Source organism: Micromonospora sp. NPDC050784, assembly GCF_044456765.1.
Lineage (GTDB): Bacteria > Actinomycetota > Actinomycetes > Mycobacteriales > Micromonosporaceae > Micromonospora > Micromonospora foliorum.
In genome coordinates this window covers 122,124-143,100 of sequence record NZ_JBITGG010000008.1, presented here as the reverse complement: position 1 = coordinate 143,100, position 20,977 = coordinate 122,124, and the positions used below count along the sequence as shown (strand labels likewise).

Here is a 20,977-nt window from a genome sequence, read left to right as displayed (position 1 = left end):
GCTCAGGCGGCCGGCGGCGTGCTGGAAGGGGTCGTCGGCGGGTAGGGCGGCGTCGGGGCGTACCCCTGCGGTGGCCCGCCGGGCGCGGGCCCGGCGGTGGGCGGCGGGCCGTGCTGCGGCGCGACGCCCGCGGTGTGCGGCCAGGCCGGCGCGCCGGTGGGCTCCTCCGGCATCAGGAACCACATGATCGGGTACGCGAACAACGCGAGCCCGCCGGTGAGCAGGCCGGTGACCGCGAAGATCACCCGGACCAGGGTGGGATCGACGGCGAAGTAGCGGCCGACGCCGCTGGCGACCCCCGCGACCATGCGGTCGGTGGTGGGTCGCCGAAGCTGCTTGTACGGGGCGCGGGGAGCGGTGGTCGATGTCATACCCCTACCGTCCGCGCTGGCGCCCGGCCTGCCCTCGGTGACCGCCCGGATCCTTACCCTGACCAATCCCTGATCGGGATCAGACAGTCAGGAATCCGACTCTTTTCCGTTCCGGTAACCCGGCCCGGGGAGAATTTGCTCCCGTGACCACCTTGCTCAAGCCGCTCCGCAGGATCGCGGCATACGCAGTTTGTGCTGATTCAAGCGGCCGAGTCTTGCTGGTCCGCGCATCGGAGCACTCCGGCACCCCCGGGGCGTGGTCGCTGCCCGGCGGGGCCGTCGACCACGGCGAGGACCCGAACCACACGGTCGTTCGCGAGACCGCCGCCGAAACCGGCCTCTCGGTCGCCGTCTCCGGCCTCGTCGACGTGCTCGCCGACATGCGGGCACTCCCGGACCGCGGCATCACCATCCACACCGACCGGCTGATCTACCGGGTGGCCGTACGCGGCGGCACCCTCGCCGACCGGGTCGGCGAACGCCCCACCGACCTGGCCCGGTGGTACACCCTCGACGAGGCACGCGAGCTGCCGCTGCGCTCGTTCACCGCACGCGCCCTCGGGCTGCCCGCCTCCTCGGCCGACGTGGTGCCCGACGAGGCACCCGAGTTCCCCTCCTTCTACGCCGTGCCCGGCCCCGACGGGCTGCACCGGGCCCAGCGCTTCGCCGCGTACGCGGTCTGCACCGACCCCGACGGCCGAGTGCTGCTCACCCGCATCTCCGACGGCTACCCCGGCGCCGGCTGTTGGCACCTGCCCGGCGGCGGCACCGACTACGGCGAGCAGCCCGGCGCGGCACTCATCCGAGAGCTGATCGAGGAGACCGGCCAGGCCGGCCGCCTCGTCGAACTACTCGGAGTCGCCAGCCACCGCGACGCCGCCTCGCTCGGCCCCGAGGGCTACCCGATCGACTGGCACGGTGTACGCGCCTTCTACCGAGTCGTCGTCGACCAGCCCAACCCACTGACCGTGGCCGACGTGGGCGGCTCCACCTGCGAGGCCCGCTGGTTCGGCCGCGAGGAGCTGGGCGCCCTCCCCACCGACCGCCTTACCGAAGTGACCGCCGAAGCAGTCCAAGCAGCCCAACTCACCTGACCCCGCCCGGTCTCCGCGATGGGCCGGCGGCGGCACGCCGCGCCGCCGTCCGCGCCCACGTCCGGGGCATGAATCAACCGCCGGCCGCCCTGCGCCCCGGTCGCCCTGCGCCCCGGTCGCCCTGCGCCCCGGTCGCCCTGCGCCCCGGTCGCCCTGCGCCCCCGGTCCGCGTCAAGATCGTGCTCGAACCAGGATGCAGTGGCCTCGCTGCGCGACGATGCCCCTACATCCTGGATATTGCACGATCTTGACGTCGGGACTCCTCGCGGAGGGGCTTCCGCGTGCGTTTCGGCAGGCGATCCTCGGCACCGCCCAGGGGCACCTGTGATCCAAACGGGTTCGCGGAAGTCGCGCTTTCCACCTCGCTCGGACACTGCGTCTTCAAGCAAGCCGAGTCGATCACGGCGCACGTACGGCCACAGACCTGCCCCCAGCACGCCACAGACCACGCGCGAGCGTGCGTCATCTCGCGTTGATCATGAAGTTATTGTCAGGGCGCGAGATGGATGGCGATAAGTTCATGATCAACGGGGTCTGGGGCGCGAAGCGGGGGGAGCGAGGGTGCAATTTACGCGGCGAGTTGGGGCCTATGGGCTCTTGTGGGATTCGGGCCGGGTTCTGGTGGTTCGGGACGGGGCGGAGGGTGAGTTCCCGGGAGTCTGGCGGTTGCCGGGCGGTGCCGTCGAGCATGCCGAGGACGCGGAGCGCGCCGTGGTCCGCGAGGTTGCTGACCAGGCCGGGCTGACGGTGACGGTGACTCGGCTACTCGCTGTGGTTGCCGATGTCGCCACCTTTCCGGAGGACAAGATCGCCCTGCACACCGACCGGCTGTTGTTCGAACTCGGCACGCCCCCCGGCGCGCGGGCCGAGGGCGTGCCCCACGCCGCTCGGCCCGAGGGCGGGTTGCGGGGCGGCGGGGCTGGTCTCGTTGATCAGGCTTGCTGGCTTTCGCTGGCGGAGGTGGCGCAGTTGCCGCTGACCCCGTTCAGCGCCGAGGCGCTCGGCCTGCCGGTCACCCCACTGCCGCCCGGGGCGCGCCGGTCCCGGGACCCGTTCCCGCCGCCGCACCCTGATCGTCGGTTGCGTTTCGGGGCGTACGGGCTGGTCACCGATCCTGCTGGGCGGATCCTGCTCACTCAGATCGCGGAGGGCTATCCGGGGGCCGGTCTGTGGCATCTGCCCGGTGGTGGGACCGATCACGGTGAGCAGCCGGCCACCGGGTTGCTGCGGGAGTTGGTCGAGGAGGGGGGGCAGGTGGGTCGGGTCGTGGAGCTTCTCGGGGTCAACAACCTGCACAATCCGGCCGCACTGGGCCCGGAGGGCCGGCCTCTGGACTGGCATGGCGTACGGGTGATCTATCGGGTACTGGTGGACGTACCTACTGACGCGGTGGTCACCGAGTCGGCCGGAGGGTCGACGGCGCGGGCGGGTTGGTTCACCCGGGCCGAGGCGGCTGACCTGCCGTTGAGCGACATCGCTGCCGTGGCAATCGGACAGAGTGGCCGATAGCACGCCGCTCGGTGAGCCGAGATGGTGACCCTCCGGTACAGTCAAAGGCGGGAATGATGGAGGAAACGGGCGATGAAGCCCGGGATGGGAACAAGCGAGCGGTTCGAGCGGTTTAAGCCAGATGTAAGTACCGCCGGCAGCTATCGCCAAGCCATGTTCCCCTATGCGATGGTGTACTCCGCAAAACGGCTGCCGGGCCATGCAAGGTCCGGCACGAGACAGCCGGACACCCGCCACTTGGCGGCCAGCAGATCCGGTGATGGAGGAAACGTGCCGAGAGCCCCATGGCGCCGGCGTCGTACTACTGACAGTCCGCGCCCCGCAGGGCGTCGCTGGGCGGGCCGGTTGCGCCGCAGCAGCACGTTCGCCCGCCAGGTGCTGTTGGTCCGGGTGGGTCGCCGCGACGGCGACCTGCACCCGGGTGACCTGGCCCCGACCGAGCACCGGTACGCCGACCGGCAGCGTCGTCGCTACGGCCTCGACCGGCTGAGCCGGCCGACACTGGGTGTGGACCCGACACTGGGCCTGGACCGGGCAGGCGTCGAAGCGGTCATGCCGGTCAGCCCGGCCATGCCGCCGATGATGCAGGCCGATGAGGTCGGGCCGATCCCGCTGCTCCCCGGCGAGCGCACCATGGCGCGCCGGATGAAGTTCGGCCTGGTGAATGCCTGCACGCTGGCCAGCCTGATGCTCGGCATGCTGGCCATCTTCCTGGCCATGCAGGGCGAGGTGCGCATCGCGGCGCTCTGCCTGATCGCCTGCGTCGGCTTCGACGGTCTGGACGGCGCGCTGGCCCGGCGGCTCGGTGTGGCCAGCCCGTTCGGCGCGCAGATGGACTCACTGGCCGACATGTGCTCGTTCGGCCTCGCCGCGCCGGTCGTGGTCTACGCCTCGCTCGCCGGCTCCGTCTCCACGGCCGCGGCAGCGGTGGCGTGCGCCCTGGTCGCGGCATGTGCCGCGATCCGGCTGGCCCGCTTCAACGTCTCGCCGAAGGACGGCCGGTTCTTCTGCGGCGTGCCCACCACCATGGCAGCCGCCGTGCTCGCCGTGACCGTGGCGATCGGCCTGCCGGTGCCCGGCGCCGTGCTGGTCGCCGGGGTGGCGTTGCTGGCCTTCGCGATGGTTTCGAGCTTCCCGTACGCCAAGCTCGCCCGTCTGGTGAAGCTGCCGCCGTGGCTCTGGTTGGCTCCGGTGATCGGCGCGCTTGTCGACATCCGGCTCACGTTCGCCCTGATCGTGGTGGGCTACCTGGTCAGCGGGCCGGTTCTCTGGCTGCGGCAGCGTCGTACCGCCTGATCTGAGCAATACGAACGGGGCGCCGCGGACAGCGGCGCCCCGTTCTGCGTTCGCGGGTCAGCGCCAGCGGGCGATGACCGTGGACCCACCGACCACCTTGTCGCCCGGCCCGACCAGCGGGTCCGCGGCCTCGGCGGGCAGGTAGACGTCGGTCCGGGAGCCGAACCGGATCAGCCCGAAGCGCTCGCCCTTGGCCAGCAGAGCGCCGATCGGCGCGCGCTGCACGATCCGGCGGGCGATCAGCCCGGTCCGCTGCGCGACCACCACCGTGCCGCGAGCGGTGTCCAGCACGGTGTACGCGGCGACGTTGTGCTCGGCGTCCGGCTTCATCGCGTTGACGAAGCCGCCGTCGGCGACGAAGTAATCCACCACCTTGCCGGCGACCGGGGAGCGGTTGACGTGCACGTCCAGCACCGACAGGAACACGGCGATCCGTAGCCACTCGCCGTCGCCGAAGCGCTCGTCGTGCAGCCGCTGCACCGACAGGACCTTGCCGTCCGCGCTGGCGACCACGGCGCTCGGGTCCTCCGGCACGTCCCGCTCGGGATCCCGGAAGAACGCGGCGACCGGCCCGGCGGCGAGGGCCGGCAGCAGCCACAGCTTGGACGACGGGCGCGCCACCCGGGCCAGCGCCGCGAGGCCCAGTGCGATGCCCGCCGCCGCCACGCCGTTGGAGTCGATGTGCATGCCTCGGGTCACCGGCACACTCGACGGCCGGTACGCGGGGGCCAGGCTGTCGGCCGTGGCCGGGCTGGCCGGGGTGAACCGCAGTCGGTAGACCCGCACCGGTGGCGAGTTACGCAGCACCAGGTCGGCACCGACGCCGTAGAGGGCGTCCTGTCGGGCCAACTCGGCGGCGGCGCCCTCGGTCCGGCCGGGCGTGGCGACGGTCGCCGCGCTCAGCACCGCCCCGTCGGTCAGGTACTTGGCCAACCCCTCGATGCCGCTGCGGGTCGCCTCGGCGGTGCCGGTGAACACCTCGCCGGCGATGACGACCCCGGCGGCCTCGGCTTCGGCCAGCGTGTCGACGACGTTCACCCGGTCGGCGACCCAGCGGCCCTGGGCGGTGACGTGCTCGCGGAGCGCCGCGGCACCGAACGGCTCGGCGGGCACCACGGTGAGCCGGTCACCGGGGAGCAGCGCCTCGACCGCCGCGGCCAGCACCGCGGAGTCCGGGTTCACCCCGACCAGCAGGGCGGCCTTGGCGTCGTTGATCCGGGCCAGCTCGGCGACGAGGGTACGGGCGGCTCGCTCGCCGATGCGGACCGGACCGGACCGGCCGGTGGTACGCACGGCGGGGGACTGGGTCATGTCGGGCGGGCTCCTGACGGGGGTAGAGACGGGAATCGCGGCGGGACCGCCATGGGCGGGACGGGCCGGCCGGCGGAGGCGAGATCTCCACCGGCCAGCATATGCGTCCGTCCGCGCCGGCCGCACCGCCGTGGGGATGCGGTGGACCGACGCGGCCAGGTGCCCGAGGTCAGGTATCCCTGCGCGGACCCTCGCGCTCGTCGCCCGGCTGGTCGCCGGTGGCCTCGACCGGTTGGTTGGACCGGGTCGGCTCGTCCTCCTCGAACGGCGTCGGGCGGGCGAGGGTCCCGATGGTGGGCTCCTCGTCTGCGTTGCCGGGTTGGCCGGGGACGGGCTCGTTCGGCGGCTCCGACGGCGGATGTGCCAGCCAGGCCGGGTGGATCACGTCGGTGGCCGGCGCATCCTCCCCCCGCAGCTCGGTGGTCGGCGTCTCCAGGGTCCGGTCCGAGGAGACCGTCCGGTCCGCGGTGAGCGTCGGGTCGAAGGAGAACGCCGGGCTCGAGGAGAGCGTCGGGTCCGAGGCGGGAGCGTCCCAGGTGGACCGTTCGGCTTCCCAGACCGGCAGGGCCGCGCCGGAGGTCGACGTGGCGGCACCGGAGACCGGCACGGGCGCACCGGAGACGGGTGCGCCGGAGACGGACGTGCCGGAGACCGGCGCGACGGCACCGGCGGTACCGGCCTCGACGGTCGGCTCCGGTTGGCTGGGCCGACTTGAGCGCAGTGCGCCGACCAGCCCGAAGACCCCGATCAGGATGAGTGCGCCGGCCAGGAACCAGCCGACCGGCGGCAGCGCGAGCCCGAGCAGTTGGGCGAGCAGCCACCAGGCGGACAGCGCCAGGAACACGAGCCCGAACGCGAACGACACCAGATCCGTGCGGTGAGCCTTCACCGGGTCACCTCCAGGTTGCCGGCATTGACGTGGATGTAGAGGCGCAGGGTCCCGCCGCCGGGCCCGTCCGCGCCGACGTCGGTGGATTCCCGTAGGCGACCGTCCAACCCGCCGGAGCGGTTGCCGAAGATGGTGGCGTCACCGGCGTTGACGTCGGCCACGGTGGTGACGTCCACGTTCGGCGGCACGACCACCGTCGCCTGGCCGAAGTTGACGGCCACGGTCACCTGGCTGTCCCGCTTCGCGAAGTCGATCCCGCGCAGGTCCAGCACGGCGTCACCGAAGCTGTTCTCGTACCGGTCGGCCAGGTCGCGGTAGTTGGTGGGCGCCCAGGTCACCGCGCCGTCGACACCCCGAATCCGGTCGTAGGACTCGGCGACGGTCGCCGTGCCCAGCGCCGCCGCGGTCACCAGACCGAGCGCGATGAGCCAGCGGGCCCGCCCGAACCATGTGCCGACCAGCAGCCCCAGCGCGATCGTGGTCAGCGCGGCCGCGAAGTACGCCGAGGCGCTGATGGCGAAGACGTCCAGCAGGTCGAGCAGGGCGACCAGACCGAGCACCAGGAAGATCAGCGAGAAGGTCACCGCGCCGAGCGGCGACCGCTCCTTGGGGCGCTTCGGCGGCTTCGGGGGCTTGGGCGGGGCGGGCGCGGCCGGGGGTGGGGACGCGTACGGGCCGTGCGGCGCGAACGGGGCGCGGTAACCGGAGGGCGGCGGGGCGGTCGGATAACCGGCCGGGGCAGCGGGTGTGCTGCTCACCGGTGCCGACGGCCAGCCGGCGCTCGGCATCGCGGCGCTCGGCCAGCCGGGCTGGGCGGCCGTCGTGCCGGCCGGTTGCCCGGACACCGGGCCCATCCCGGACACCGGTTGGGTCGCGCTGGTCGGCGTCGCGTCGTACGCCGGGATGGTGACGGTGGGCGCTGCCCCCGTCGTCGCGGTGGCGTACCCCGGATCGGTGCTGAACATCGGCGGCGTCACCGCCGGGCCGGTCGACGGCGCCGCGCCGTACGACGGCGCGGGCCAGGTCACCGGTGGGACGACCGGACCGGCCGGGTTGCCGGGCGGTGCGGTGGGCGGCGGACCGCCCGGGGTGCCGGGCCGTGGGTTGCGGCCGTCCCGGTTGAGCAGGAGCGCGCCGGCGACCAGGATGGCCGCGCCGAGCAGCACCGCGCGGAAGGCGTCGGTGACGATGTACGCGAAGCTGGCCGCGACCAGGATGCCCAGGACGATCACCGTCACCGGGGACATGCTGGAGCGACCGCGTCCGAGCATGGACTCGACCGGGGACGCGGTGTCGCCCTCGTTCGGGATGATCAGCCAGGCGGCGACGTACACCAGGATGCCGATGCCGCCGAAGAAGCCGAGCACCGCGAGCAGCACCCGCCAGAGCACCGGATCGGTGTTGGTGGCGCGTCCGATCGCCGCGCAGACGCCGGCCAGATACCGCCCCTCGCGTGGTCGGACCAGCCCGTACCGTGAGGTGAAGCCGGTGCCGCCCAGCGGCGGTGGCGGCGCGGACGGACCGGGACCACCCGGCCCGTAGCCGGTGCCCGCCGCGAACCCCGGGCCTGGGCCGTAGCCCGTCGTGGGCGGCGCGTAGGCGTCGGCCGGATCGCCGGGCGTGGTGTCGGCGGTCGCGTCGGTGCCAGCGTGCGGACCGAACGTGCTGGGCTCGGGCCGTTCGGTGGGCGTGGTGGCGGGCGGCGGCGGTGCTGAACCGCCCGACTGTGCCGACCCCGGTCGGGGCGGCGGGGCAGCTTCCTCGGTCATGCTTCGATCCTGCTGCCCGGTCCACCCGAACGACCTCAGGACCCGACCCTGACCCCACCCTGAGATCCGGCGGCCGGAATGTCGGGGGCGTCCCCGTGGTCGCGGACGCCGCAGCGTGTGACGATCGAGTTACCGACCTCGACCTGTCCGCCACCGTGACCAGGGAGCCCCCGATCAGCACCGTGACCTCGCCCCCGCGCCTCTACCGCGCCCCGGAGCACCGGATGGCCGCCGGCGTCGCCGCCGGTATCGCCGACCATCTCGGCATCTCGGTGCTGCGGGTGCGCGTCGCGTTCATGGTCCTGCTTGGGCTGAGCGGGCTCGGCCTGCTGCTCTACGCGGCCTTCTGGGCGGTGGTGCCGCTGCGCCCCGGTGACACCGCGGTGCCGCCCCGGCGGGATGTCGCCCAACTCCTGCCGTTCGTCGGGATCGGGCTCGGTGTCCTGTTGATCCAGGTGATGGTCTTCGACTCGGTCGGCGCGGCGGGCACCGCCGGTTGGCTGGTGGCCATCATCGCGGTCGGCGCCGGGGTGATCTGGCACCAGTCCGCGCCCGAACGGCGGCGACAGTGGGGCGACGCGATGCCGGTGCCCTGGCTCGGCGCGGTCGTGGAGGAGAGCGACCGGCGGGCCTTCGTGCTCCGCTTCATCGGCGGGGGAGTGCTGGTCGCGGTCGGCATCATCGGCGTCGCGGCCGTCTACTCGCCCGCACAGAACTTCGACGCCGTGATCAATGGCGTGATCTTCGCGCTGGTCGGGCTGGCGGGCGTAGGCGTGGTCGCCGCGCCGGTGCTCTGGCGGACGTACAGCCAGCTCCGCTCGGAGCGCGAGGGGCGCATCCGCGAGCAGGAGCGGGCCGAGCTGGCCGCGATGGTGCACGATCAGGTGCTGCACACGTTGGCCCTGATCCAGCGCAACGCCGGCGACGTCAAGACGGTGCAGCGGCTGGCCCGGGGCCAGGAGCGTTCCCTGCGCAACTGGCTCTACAAGCCGACCGCGTCGCCGAGCGAGCGCTTCGCCGCCGCTCTGGAGCAGGCCGCGGCCGAGGTCGAGGACACCTTCGCGATCAGCGTGGAGACCGTGGTGGTGGGGGACCGGGAGACCGACGAGAAGGTCGGCGCGCTGGTCGCGGCCGCGCGGGAGGCGTTGGTGAACGCGGCCCGGCACGCCGGCGTGCAGACCGTGTCGCTCTACGCCGAGGTGGAGCCGGATCAGGTCAGTGTCTTCGTCCGCGACCGGGGGAAGGGCTTCGATCCGGATACCGTGGAGGACCACCGGCACGGCGTACGCGGCTCGATCATCGGGCGCATGAAGCGGCACGGCGGACGGGCCGAAATCCGGTCCGGCCCGGGGGAGGGGACCGAGGTCCGGTTGATCCTGCCGATCTCCCGGGACTCGTCCGCAGCGGAGAGGAACAGATGACCATGGCCGAGCAGTCGACCGAGCACCTCGACCCGGCGGATGCCCGCCCCGAGCGGCTGCGGGTGTTCCTGGTGGACGACCACGCCATGTTCCGAGCCGGGGTGCGCGCGGAGTTGGGCGCCCACGTCGAGGTGGTGGGCGAGGCGAGCACGGTGGCCGAGGCGGTCACCCGGATCGCCGCCGTCGGCCCGGACGTGGTGCTGCTCGACGTGCACATGCCCGACGGCGGTGGCCGCGCGGTGCTGGAGGCGATGCGGCGTACGCACCCGCAGGTCAAGTTCCTCGCGTTGAGCGTCTCCGACGCGGCGGAGGACGTGATCGGGCTGATCCGTGCCGGCGCCCGGGGGTACGTCACCAAGACCATCTCCCCGGAAGAGCTGGCTGCCGCGATCCGTCGCGTGGCCGATGGGGACGCGGTGTTCAGCCCACGGCTGGCCGGGTTCGTGCTGGACGCCTTCGCGGCCCGGCCGGACGCACCGGTGGCCGACCCGGAGCTGGACCAGCTCACCAACCGTGAGCGGGAGGTGCTGCGGCTGCTGGCCCGGGGTTACGCGTACAAGGAGATCGCCAAGGAGCTGTTCATCTCCATCAAGACGGTGGAGACGCACGTGTCGAACGTGCTGCGCAAGCTTCAGATGTCCAACCGTTACGAGCTCTCCCGCTGGGCGGCGGATCGCCGCCTCGTGTGACGGTGTGTCGCCAGCGGCGAGGATCAGAGAAACGTCCGGCGCACCCTCGTACACCTAGCCGGTGATCGTGTCCGGGTAGCCGTACGGGCCCTCATCCGGATGGGTCGAAACATGAGTGGTGACGGACGTCCCACCGGGCCCGGCTGGACCCCGGGCGTGCGCACCGGCCGAGGCCCGTCGTTCGGGTGGCGCAACGTATTTCCTGGTCAGTGCCGCCCGCGCCGACCGTTTTATGATCATTTTTCAAGTATCGGCAACGTGGCGGGCAACTAACGGCTTGATAACGGCACCTTCACGGAAGAGGCCAGTGGGTGTCACAGTGGCAGCACCTCACCATCGGTGTGTGGCACTCCGTACGCCCCACGACCACGATTCCGCCGATCTCGGCGGCCCGTGGCTGTGTCGATTGCGTCGTGTCGCGCCTCGTTGGCGGGGGAGCCCGGCGGATCGGAACATCAGGGGTGTCCCCAACTTCCCTGTGGTCCCGGCGACCCCTGCCCCGGGGTGGTCGGGCGGTGTCACCCCCAAACGTGCGTGAAACCCACGACGGAACCTGGTTAGAAAGAGGAGGCCCCTCGGAATGAGAGTCTCGAAGCGGGCGACGAGCGCGATCGCGCTCAGCGCGGCTGCCGCGCTTGTCGCGAGCGGTTGCTCGAGCGGTGACGGTGACGGCGACGCCGCCGCCAGCAAGGACGGCACGATCAGCGTCCACGGCGTCCAGCCGGAGAACCCGCTGGTCCCGTCGAACACCACGGAGACCGGTGGCGGCAAGGTGATCGACTGGCTGTTCACCGGCCTGGTCGAGTACCCGAACGACGGTGGGGCCCCGCGTAACGCGCTTGCGGAGTCGATCAACACCACGGACTCCAAGGTCTTCACGATCAAGATCAAGGCCGGCACCAAGTTCCACGACGGCACCGAGGTCAAGGCGAAGAACTTCGTCGACGCCTGGAACTGGGCTGCCTACTCGCCGAACGGCGCGCAGAACGGCAGCTTCTTCTCCGACATCGCGGGTTTCGACAAGACCTACACCACTGACCCGGATGGTGCGGACGGCCCGCAGAAGGCCCCCACCCCGTCGACGGACAAGCTGTCCGGCCTGAAGGTCATCGACGACCAGACCTTCGAGGTCACCCTGGCAGCGCCGACCGCGGTCTTCCCGACCAAGCTCGGCTACAGCGCCTTCATGCCGCTGCCGGACGCCTTCTTCACCCAGAAGCCCGACGAGTTCGGCAAGAAGCCGATCGGCAACGGCCCGGTGAAGTTCGTGTCGTGGGAGGACAACGTCCTCATCAAGCTGACGCGCTTCGACGACTACAACCTTCGCGACAAGATGAAGGTCAAGGACGTCGACGTCAAGCTGTACCAGGACGAGACGGCCGCCTACGCCGACCTGCTGTCCAACAACCTCGACTTCATGGAGGTTGTCCCCACCTCGGCGCTCGCCGGCGACAAGTGGAAGACCGACCTCGGTGACCGGGGCCGCTCGACCGTCACGCCGTCGACCGCGCTGATCGCGTTCCCGACCTACGACAAGCGCTTCCAGAACCCGAAGCTGCGTCGTGCCGTGTCGCTGTCGATCAACCGGCAGGAAATCTCGGACAAGATCTTCTTCGGCACCCGCAAGCCGGCCGACAGCTGGGCGAACCCGCTGACCCCGGGCGCCAAGCCGGGCAACTGCACCGCCTGCAAGTTCGACCCGACCACGGCCAAGCAGCTGCTGACCGAGGCCGGCGGCTTCACCGGTGAGATGGTCTTCTACTACAACTCCGACTCCAGCCACAAGGAGTGGATGGACGCCGTTGCGCAGCAGGTTAAGACCAACCTCGGCATCAACGCTCGGGCTGAGGGCGTGCCGACCTTCGCGGTCTTCCGTCAGAGCATCAACGCCCACCAGATGAAGGGCCCGTACCGCGCTGCCTGGCAGCAGGACTACCCGGACGTCGAGAACTGGGTCAACCCGCTTTACGTCACGGGTGGCTCCTCGAACGACGGCCTGTACAGCAGCAAGGAGGTCGACGCCCTGGCGAAGCAGGCCAGCGCCGCGCCGAGCCTGGAGGCTTCGCACGAGGCCTTCTCCAAGGCCGTCGAGCTGGTCGACCAGGACGTCCCGAGCATCCCGATCTACTTCTACGGCCAGCAGTCCGGCCACTCGGAGAAGATCAAGAAGCTCGAGCTGAACAACGTCGGCGAACTCGACATCACCTCGGTCGAGCTCTGATCCGAACGGTCTGACCCCGGGTCGGGCTCGCCACATCCGGTGAGCCCGACCCGGGGCCGTTCCGCGATTGGGTGTTACAACACTCCACTCGCACGTTGTCACCACCGTGTCGGCCGTCCGACGCGCCCCCTGTCTGGAGGACCACCCCATGGGCCGTTATCTGTTGAGACGGCTGCTCCAACTCGTGCCCGTCTTCATCGGTACGACGTTCCTGATCTACTGGCTCGTCTGGGCCGTTCCGGGCGATCCGTTCGCCGGCAAGTGCGGCGAGCGTCGCTGCCCGGACCAGTACATCGCCTTCATGACCGAGAAGTACCACCTCGACCAGAACGTCTTCGTGCAGTACGGCAACTACATGAAGAATCTGCTCCAGGGTGACTTCGGTCAGACCTTCTCGCAACGCGATATCGGCGACATCATCGCCACGGCGTACCCGAACACGCTGAAGCTGGCCCTGGTGGCGCTCGCCATCGAGGCCGTGATCGGCCTGGGCGCCGGCGTGCTGACCGGTCTGCGCCGCAACGGCTTCCTGGACAACCTGGTCCTGGTCTCCACGCTCTTCCTGATCGCGCTGCCGGTCTTCGTCGTCGGCTTCGTGCTTCAGTGGCTGCTGGGCGTGCAGTGGGGGCTCGTCAAGCCGACCGTCTCCTCCGAGATGCGGTGGTCCGAGCTGATCGTGCCGGGCTTCGTGCTCGGCAGTGCGTCAGTGGCCTACATCGCCCGGGTGGCACGAACCAGCATCGCGGAGAACCGCCGCGCCGACTATGTGCGCACCGCGATCGCCAAGGGTCTGCCGATGCGCCGGGTGGTGGGCGTGCACCTGCTGCGCAACTCGCTCATCCCGGTGGTCACCCTGCTCGGCACCGACCTCGGTGCCCTGATGGGCGGCGCGATCGTCACCGAGGGGATCTTCGGCATCAACGGAATCGGCCGCGCGGTGTACCGCGCGATCGTGACCAAGGAAAGCGCCACCGTGGTGGGCATCGTGGTCGTCCTGGTGCTGGTCTATCTCGTGATGAACCTGCTGGTTGACCTGCTCTACGCCGCCCTGGACCCGAGGATCCGTTATGAGTGACCCAAGCACCGCATCGATCGTCAGTACCCCTGGCGCGCACCCCACCGACTCCGGCACCCCCGCCACCGCGGGCCAGCCGCAGAGCAACGAGAAGCCCCGTGGCCTGCTCGGTGACGCCTGGCGGGACCTTCGGCGCAAGCCGTTGTTCTGGATCGCGAGCACGCTGATCGTGGTCTTCGTGTTGATGGCGCTCTTCCCGGCCCTGTTCGCCCCGGGCGACGCGGTCAACGGATCGTTGTCCCGCAGCCTGGGCAAGCCGTCCGGGAACGCCTGGTTCGGGTACGACCTGCAGGGCCGTGACGTCTACGCTCGCGTCATCTACGGCGCCAGCGCCTCCATCCAGGTTGCCGTGCTCGCCGTGCTCGGCACCCTGCTGGTGGGCGGCACCATGGGCATCATCGCCGGCTACCGCGGTGGCTGGGTGGACGGGCTGCTGAGCCGGATCGCCGACGTCTTCTTCGGTCTGCCGTTCGTGCTCGGTGCGATCGTCATCCTGACCACGTTCAACGGCTCGGGCTCGGGCAACAGCAAAGTCAAGATCATGAGCCTGGTGACCATCTCGCTGATCGTGCTGAGCTGGCCGGTCGTGATGCGACTCATGCGTTCCTCGGTGCTCGCCACCAAGGAGGCCGACTACATCGTCGCGGCCCGCGCGCTGGGCGCCGGCACCGGTCGGATCATCCTCAAGCACCTGCTGCCGAACTGCCTGGCCCCGCTGCTGGTCTACGGCACGATCATGGTCGGCTCGTTCATCGGCGCCGAGGCCACCCTGTCGTTCCTGGGCGTTGGCCTGAAGTCGCCGGTGGTCTCCTGGGGCATCATGATCAGCGACGGTAAGGACTTCCTCCGGGTCGCGCCGGGGCTGGTCTTCTTCCCCGCCGCGTTCCTCGTCACCGCAGTGCTGAGCTTCGTGATGCTCGGCGAGGCGGTCCGCGAGGCCCTCGATCCGAAACTCCGCTAGGGGATATCCAGTGTCCGACATTCTCGTGTCTGAGCAGTCCGCGCCGGGACCCGGCGGGTCCGGACGTCCCTCCGGCCGGCTGCTCGAGGTCGACGACCTGCGGGTGGAGTTCCGCACCCGGGACGGCGTCGCAAAGGTCATCAACGGGGTCACGTACCACGTCGACGCGGGGGAGACCCTCGCCGTGCTCGGCGAGTCCGGCTCCGGTAAGAGCGTCACCGCGCAGACCATCATGGGCATCCTCGACACGCCGCCCGGCTTCGTCACCGGTGGGCAGGTCCGCTTCCACGGCAAGGACATGCTCCGCATGTCCGACGAGGAGCGCCGCCGCATCCGCGGCGAGGGCATCGCGATGATCTTCCAGGACGCGCTCTCCGCGCTGAACCCCGTCTTCACGGTCGGGTTCCAGATCGCCGAGCAGTTCCGAATCCGGCGGGGCATGGGTCGCGCGGAGGCCAAGAAGCGCGCGATCGACATGCTCGACCAGGTCAAGATCCCGAACGCCAAGGGTCGGTTCAACAACTACCCGCACCAGTTCTCCGGCGGTATGCGGCAGCGCGCGATGATCGCGATGTCGCTGGCGCTCGACCCGGAGGTGCTGATCGCGGACGAGCCGACCACCGCCCTCGACGTGACCGTGCAGGCCCAGATCATGGACCTGCTGGCCGAGCTTCAGCGTGAGCGGCAGATGGGCATGATCCTGATCACCCACGACCTCGGTGTGGTCGCCGACGTCGCGGACCGGATCGCGGTCATGTACGCGGGCCGGATCGTCGAGGAAGCGGACGTGTACGAGCTGTACGCCAAGCCGGCGCACCCGTACACCCTGGGTCTGATCGACTCGATCCCGCGCCTGGACGAGAAGGGGCAGCAGCTCCGGACGATCAAGGGCCTCCCGCCGAACCTGATGAACATCCCGCCGGGCTGCCCGTTCAACCCGCGGTGCCCGATGGCTCAGCCGGTGTGCCGGGAGAAGGTCCCGCCGCTGCTGCAGGTCGGCCCCGCCCGGGCCAGCGCCTGCCACTTCGCCGAGGAGCTGGTGAACCGTGTCTGAGAACATCCTCGAGGTCAAGGACCTGGTCAAGCACTACCCCGTCACCCAGGGTGTGGTGTTCAAGAAGACCGTCGGTCAGGTCAAGGCGGTCGACGGGGTCTCGTTCGGTCTGCGCGCCGGCGAGACGCTCGGCGTGGTCGGGGAGTCCGGCTGCGGCAAGTCGACGCTCGCCCGGGTGCTGATGAACCTGGAGAAGCCGACCGAAGGCAGCGTGCTCTACAAGGGCCAGGACATCTCCAAGCTGTCCGGTGGGGCGCTGCGACGCCTGCGGCGGCAGATCCAGCTGGTCATGCAGGACCCGTACACCTCGCTGAACCCGCGGATGACCGTCGGCGACCTGCTCGGTGAGCCGTTCGAGATCCACCCGGAGGTGGCGCCGAGGGGCAGCCGCCGGGCCAAGGTCAGGGAGCTGCTCGACCTGGTCGGGCTCAACCCGGAGCACATCAACCGGTACCCGCACCAGTTCTCCGGCGGTCAGCGTCAGCGCATCGGCATCGCCCGTGCGCTCGCGCTGCGGCCCGAGATCATCGTCTGCGACGAGCCGGTGTCGGCGCTGGACGTCTCCATCCAGGCCCAGGTCATGAACCTGCTGGAGCAGTTGCAGGGCGAGTTCGGCCTCTCGTACGTCTTCATCGCGCACGACCTGTCGGTGGTCCGCCACCTGTCGGACCGGGTCGCGGTGATGTACCTCGGCAAGATCGTCGAGATCGGCACCGAGGACGAGATCTACGAGCGACCGACCCACCCGTACACCCAGGCTCTGCTCTCTGCGGTGCCGGTGCCGGACCCGACCCAGCGGAACAACAAGACGATCATCCGGCTCACGGGTGACGTGCCGTCGCCGATCAGCCCGCCCTCGGGCTGCCGGTTCCGGACCCGCTGCTGGAAGGCACAGGACGTCTGCGCCGAGCAGGTCCCGCTGCTGGAGATCCGGCGGGACTCGGACCACCCGAGCGCCTGCCACTTCGCGGAGAAGCGCGAGATCGTCGCCACCCACGAGGTGTGAGTCATCGAGGCCGCCTGCCGCCGTCACCACGACGACGGCAGGCGGTTTCGTCTGTCCGGGACCGCCTGTGCGCTGCGGATCGCCGACGACGACCCGGAGCGGCCCTGTGCCGCACAGCGGCGCACGTCGCGTCAGTGGGCCGGGTGACCCGCGTCGCTGCGGCTCACAGCGGGCCGCGGCCCGCGCGGAGCAGCAGCAGGGCCAACTGGGTGCCGTCGGCACCGAGCGCGACCCGGAACCGCTCCAGGATCTCCCGTTCCCGGGAGAGCACCAGGCGGGTCCCGCCGGACGCCATCCGGGTCGCCCCGACCTCCTGGGACAACGCGGCCCGCTCCTGCCAGAGCGTGATCAACGCGTGGTCGATCTCGTCGATCCGTTCCCTGATCTGCACGATCCGCGCGGAGGCGGACGGCTCCTGGGTGCCGGTCTGCTGCTCGGCCGGCTCGGCGGCCCCACCCGTCGGCGGTGTGGTCACCACCGGCTCCTGCGCCGCGGGCTGCCCCGGCCGGATCGGGCTGCCGTTCTGCTCCATCACGTCTGTCATCATCGGGTACCTCTCGCACTGTGGTGCCCGGTGCCCGGAACCTGGGACGGAAAAGCCCCGGACTCCAGGAGCCCGGGGCTTTAGCAGGTCTGAATTGATCAGGCGCGACCTACGGCAGCCGGACTCCCGGTGCCATAGTAAAAGTAGAAGCGCGCAGTGATCACGCCGTCGAGTATGCCCACGTCGTTGCCGGGTGCGCAAGCATTCCGCGTCGCGAGGGGCGCCTTTCGCGCCGGTGGGCGAACCGGGTGGTGGGTGCGCCGTCGGGCACGAGCTGGTGAGCGCCGTCGGGAAGTGTCCGGCCGGCGGCATAGACTTGTCGGGCGATGCATCCTCTCTTCGACATCCCCGCGTCCCCGCCTGCGCCGGAGTCCGCGCCGGCCCGCCCGCACCGACCCGGGGCGGCCGCCGCGCGTCTCGATCCGCAGCAGCTGCTCGCCGGGCTGAACGGGCCGCAGCGCGACGCCGTCAGCCACGCCGGCTCGCCGCTGCTGATCGTGGCCGGCGCCGGGTCCGGCAAGACCCGGGTGCTCACGCACCGGGTCGCCTACCTGCTCGCCGCCCGGGACGTGCACCCCGGTGAGATCATCGCGATCACCTTCACCAACAAGGCCGCCGGTGAGATGAAGGAGCGCGTCGCCGCGCTGGTGGGCCCCCGGGCCCGCCTGATGTGGGTGTCGACGTTCCACTCGGCCTGCGTGCGGATCCTACGTGCCGAGCACGAGCACGCCGGCCTCAAGTCGACGTTCTCGATCTACGACGCGGACGACTCCCGCAGGCTGATGCAGTTGGTGACCCGCGAGCTGGATCTCGACCCGAAGCGCTACCCGGCGCGTGGGCTGGCGGCCCAGGTCTCCAACCTCAAGAACGAGCTGGTCGACCCGGAGCAGTTCGCGGCGCGGGCCACCGGGCCCAACGAGCGGGCGTTGGCCGAGGCGTACACGCTCTACCAGCGCCGGCTGCGTGAGGCGCACGCGCTGGACTTCGACGACCTGATCATGACCACGGTGCACCTGCTCCAGTCCCACCCGCACGTCGCGGAGAGCTACCGCCGGCGGTTCCGGCACGTGTTGGTGGACGAGTACCAGGACACCAACCACGCACAGTACGTCCTGATCAAGGAGCTGGTCTCCGGCACCGACGGGCTGGAGCCCGCCGAGCTGTGCGTCGTCGGCGACGCCGACCAGTCGATCTACGCGTTCCGGGGCGCGACGATCCGCAACATCCTGGAGTTCGAACGGGACTTCACCGACGCGCGGACGATCCTGCTGGAGCAGAACTACCGCTCCACCCAGACCATCCTCAACGCGGCCAACGCGGTGATCGACCGCAACACCTCCCGCAAGCCCAAGCGGCTGTGGAGCGAGGCCGGCGCCGGCGAGCAGATCGTCGGCTACGTGGCCGACACCGAGCACGCCGAGGCCGACTGGGTGGCCCGGGAGATCGACCGGCTGGTCGACGGCGACGAGACCCGCCCCGGCGACGTCGCGGTCTTCTACCGCACCAACGCCCAGTCCCGGGTCTTCGAGGAGGTGTTCATCCGCGTCGGCCTGCCCTACAAGGTGGTCGGCGGGGTGCGCTTCTACGAGCGCAAGGAGGTCCGCGACGCCCTGGCGTACCTGCGTTCGGTGGTCAACGACGACGACACGGTGAGCCTGCGGCGGGTGCTCAACACCCCCCGCCGGGGGATCGGCGACCGCGCCGAGGCGTGTGTCGAGGCGCTCTCCAGCCGCGACCGGATCTCCTTCGGCGCGGCGCTGCGCCGGGCCCGAGAGGCGCCGGGCATCTCCAGCCGGGCGGCCAACGGCATCGCCGACTTCGTGGCGTTGCTCGACGGCGCCCGTGAGCTGGCCGAGACCGGCACCCCGGAGGAGGTGTTGGAGGCGCTGCTGACCCGCTCCGGCTACCTCACCGAGCTGGAGGAGAGCCTCGACCCGCAGGACGCCGGCCGGGTGGACAACCTCCAGGAGTTGGTCAGCGTCGCCCGGGAGTACACCGAGCGGATCGAGTCGCAGGGCGAGGAGGGGGAGCGGGCCACCCTGGCCGGTTTCCTGGAGCAGGTGGCGCTGGTCGCCGACGCCGACCAGATCCCCTCCGACGACCCCGACCACCAGGGCGTGGTCACCCTGATGACCCTGCACACCGCCAAGGGGCTGGAATTCCCGGTGGTCTTCCTCACCGGGCTGGAGGACGGCGTCTTCCCGCACCTGCGCTCGCTCGGCGACACCCGCGAGTTGGAGGAGGAGCGGCGACTGGCGTACGTCGGCATCACCCGTGCCCGACAGCGGCTCTACCTCTCCCGGGCGGTCACCCGCTCCGCCTGGGGGCAGCCGTCCTACAACCCGCCGTCGCGCTTCCTGGAGGAGCTGCCGACCGAGTTGGTGCACTGGGAGCGCACCGAGGGGTCGTACACCTCGTGGGCTGGCGGGGGCGGCGGCGTCGGTGGCCGCGCGGACCGCGCGCCCGGCGTGCGTGGCAACTTCACCGGGGGTACGCCGAAGGCGGCCCAGTTGGCGCAGCGGCTCGGCGTGGACGCCAGCCGACTGACCACCGCCAGTGAGCTGCCGCAGGGGCCGAAGGTGTCCGCGGGCGACCGGGTCAACCATCAGCGGTACGGGCTGGGGCGGGTGCTCGCCGTCGAGGGGCACGGCCCGGGTGCCCGCGCGCAGATCGACTTTGGCGACCAGACGATGTGGCTGGTGCTCCGGCACGCCCCGGTCGACAAACTCTGACCCGGCTCCCAAGATCGCGCTAGATCAGGGAAAGAGTGGCCTCGGGCAACTTTGAGGCCACTCTTTCCCTGCTGGTGCCTGCGAACCGCGCGGGGTCGTGAATCAGCAGCCCAGGTCCACGCCGTGCGCCCGCATGAACGGGGCCGGGTCGATCTGGTTCCACATGCCCTGGTGCACCTCGAAGTGCAGGTGCGGGCCGGTGGCGTCGCCGGTGGCGCCCTCGTAGCCGATGACCTGGCCGGCCTTGACCGCCTGGCCGACGGTGACCGCGATGCGGCTCTGGTGGGCGTAGTGGGTCAGGTACCCGTTGCCGTGGTCGATGAAGACGGAGTTGCCGTACCCGTCGGAGGCGTCGCCGGCCTGGGTCACGGTGCCGGCAGCCGCGGCGCGGATCGGCGTACCGGAGGGCAGCGCCAGGTCGATACCGGCGTGCAGGGTGCCCCAGCGCTGCCCGTAGCAGGACGTGACGGCTGCGCCCGGCATCGGGTCGACCCAGGCGGGCGTGGGCTTGGTGGTCCTCTTCGGCTTCGGCTTCGGCTTGGCCTTCGCGGCGGCCGTCTTCGTGGGGCTGGCGCTGACCGCCGACGGGCTCGGCGTCGGGCTGAGCGAGGGGGTGACCGGCGCGCTCGACTCACGGACCGAGCGGTCGGCCCGGCTCGCGGCCTCGGCCCGGGACTGGGCGTCGAGGGAGACGGCGGCGGGTGCCGGGTGGTCGGTGCCGCTGGTGGCGACGGCGACACCACCGAGGCCCAGGGCCACCAGGGCGGCGGCCCCGAGCACGATGAGGCGGTTCCGCCGGCCGGTGCGCTGCGGCGGCGCGGTCTGGCTGGTGTCGCTGGTGTTCTCGTTCTGGACGGGGCTGTCTTCCTGCACGGCGGACCTTCACAGTCGAGGGGGCACTTGACCTCGAAATACTGGTGTCCGGCCGAGGTGAGGCGGGCGCGGGGACCGGAGCCCCCGACGGAGAATTCACGGGCGGGTGCCCGGATATGACCCGCTGTGCGGCGCTACATCCGGAAAAGTGATCATGTAAGC

Annotated in this window: 16 protein-coding genes and 1 pseudogene; 11 read left to right on the top strand and 6 right to left on the bottom strand. The window is 70.8% G+C overall.

Annotated features, from left to right (window positions below; genetic code table 11):
- Positions 1-2: 2 nt before the first annotated feature.
- A complete protein-coding gene (locus ACIBD9_RS13685; protein ID WP_396717395.1) occupies positions 3-371 on the bottom strand; it encodes a PspC domain-containing protein in 369 nt (122 codons plus the stop codon).
- Positions 372-514: 143 nt separating this feature from the next.
- Between ACIBD9_RS13685 and ACIBD9_RS13680 the strand changes: the two genes are divergently transcribed.
- The 3 genes from ACIBD9_RS13680 (at position 515) to ACIBD9_RS13670 (ending at position 4,270) form a co-directional block, all read left to right on the top strand.
- Entirely contained in the window at positions 515-1,465 is a 951-nt protein-coding gene (locus ACIBD9_RS13680; protein WP_396717392.1) for an NUDIX hydrolase, read from the top strand.
- Positions 1,466-2,026: 561 nt separating this feature from the next.
- A complete protein-coding gene (locus tag ACIBD9_RS13675; protein ID WP_396717390.1) occupies positions 2,027-2,974 on the top strand; it encodes an NUDIX hydrolase in 948 nt (315 codons plus the stop codon).
- 345 nt (positions 2,975-3,319) lie between these two features.
- Complete coding sequence (locus ACIBD9_RS13670; protein ID WP_396717388.1) at positions 3,320-4,270, top strand: CDP-alcohol phosphatidyltransferase family protein; 951 nt, start codon at positions 3,320-3,322, stop codon at positions 4,268-4,270.
- A 57-nt stretch (positions 4,271-4,327) separates the two neighbouring features.
- Here ACIBD9_RS13670 and ACIBD9_RS13665 read toward each other — a convergent pair whose 3' ends face one another.
- From ACIBD9_RS13665 to ACIBD9_RS13655, 3 genes and pseudogenes are all read right to left on the bottom strand, one after another.
- Entirely contained in the window at positions 4,328-5,581 is a 1,254-nt protein-coding gene (locus ACIBD9_RS13665) for a phosphatidylserine decarboxylase (RefSeq protein WP_396717386.1), read from the bottom strand.
- A 661-nt stretch (positions 5,582-6,242) separates the two neighbouring features.
- Positions 6,243-6,470: pseudogene (locus tag ACIBD9_RS13660) on the bottom strand (hypothetical protein); the annotation flags it as partial.
- Positions 6,467-8,239: a PspC domain-containing protein gene (locus ACIBD9_RS13655; RefSeq protein WP_396717384.1), complete on the bottom strand. Its 1,773-nt coding sequence runs from the start codon at positions 8,237-8,239 to the stop codon at positions 6,467-6,469. The pseudogene ACIBD9_RS13660 and the gene ACIBD9_RS13655, both read right to left, overlap by 4 nt.
- 155 nt (positions 8,240-8,394) lie before the next feature.
- On the opposite strand from ACIBD9_RS13655, the gene ACIBD9_RS13650 reads away from it, so the two are divergent.
- From ACIBD9_RS13650 to ACIBD9_RS13620, 7 genes are all read left to right on the top strand, one after another.
- Positions 8,395-9,660: an ATP-binding protein gene (locus tag ACIBD9_RS13650; protein WP_112622580.1), complete on the top strand. Its 1,266-nt coding sequence runs from the start codon at positions 8,395-8,397 to the stop codon at positions 9,658-9,660.
- A gap of 2 nt (positions 9,661-9,662) precedes the next feature.
- The gene (locus tag ACIBD9_RS13645; RefSeq protein WP_355032472.1) at positions 9,663-10,349 is read left to right on the top strand and encodes a response regulator transcription factor; all 687 of its coding nucleotides are present in this window, start codon (positions 9,663-9,665) and stop codon (positions 10,347-10,349) included.
- 580 nt (positions 10,350-10,929) lie between these two features.
- The gene (locus ACIBD9_RS13640) at positions 10,930-12,570 is read left to right on the top strand and encodes an ABC transporter substrate-binding protein (protein ID WP_396717382.1); all 1,641 of its coding nucleotides are present in this window, start codon (positions 10,930-10,932) and stop codon (positions 12,568-12,570) included.
- A 148-nt stretch (positions 12,571-12,718) separates the two neighbouring features.
- Entirely contained in the window at positions 12,719-13,645 is a 927-nt protein-coding gene (locus tag ACIBD9_RS13635) for an ABC transporter permease (RefSeq protein ID WP_238657510.1), read from the top strand.
- On the top strand, positions 13,638-14,606 hold the full coding sequence (locus ACIBD9_RS13630; protein WP_396717379.1) for an ABC transporter permease: 969 nt from the start codon (positions 13,638-13,640) through the stop codon (positions 14,604-14,606). Before ACIBD9_RS13635 ends, ACIBD9_RS13630 begins: the two co-directional genes overlap by 8 nt.
- A 10-nt stretch (positions 14,607-14,616) precedes the next feature.
- Positions 14,617-15,660, top strand: a complete 1,044-nt coding sequence (locus ACIBD9_RS13625) for an ABC transporter ATP-binding protein (RefSeq protein ID WP_396717377.1) — start codon at positions 14,617-14,619, stop codon at positions 15,658-15,660.
- Entirely contained in the window at positions 15,653-16,666 is a 1,014-nt protein-coding gene (locus ACIBD9_RS13620) for a dipeptide ABC transporter ATP-binding protein (RefSeq protein WP_355428256.1), read from the top strand. Before ACIBD9_RS13625 ends, ACIBD9_RS13620 begins: the two co-directional genes overlap by 8 nt.
- A 163-nt stretch (positions 16,667-16,829) precedes the next feature.
- Here ACIBD9_RS13620 and ACIBD9_RS13615 read toward each other — a convergent pair whose 3' ends face one another.
- Positions 16,830-17,213, bottom strand: a complete 384-nt coding sequence (locus tag ACIBD9_RS13615; RefSeq protein ID WP_396717375.1) for a chorismate mutase — start codon at positions 17,211-17,213, stop codon at positions 16,830-16,832.
- Positions 17,214-17,536: 323 nt separating this feature from the next.
- Between ACIBD9_RS13615 and pcrA the strand changes: the two genes are divergently transcribed.
- Entirely contained in the window at positions 17,537-19,942 is a 2,406-nt protein-coding gene (gene pcrA / locus ACIBD9_RS13610) for a DNA helicase PcrA (RefSeq protein ID WP_396717372.1), read from the top strand.
- Positions 19,943-20,044: 102 nt separating this feature from the next.
- Here the strand turns inward: pcrA and ACIBD9_RS13605 are convergent, their stop codons facing one another.
- A complete protein-coding gene (locus tag ACIBD9_RS13605; protein ID WP_396717370.1) occupies positions 20,045-20,815 on the bottom strand; it encodes a M23 family metallopeptidase in 771 nt (256 codons plus the stop codon).
- Positions 20,816-20,977 lie beyond the last annotated feature (162 nt).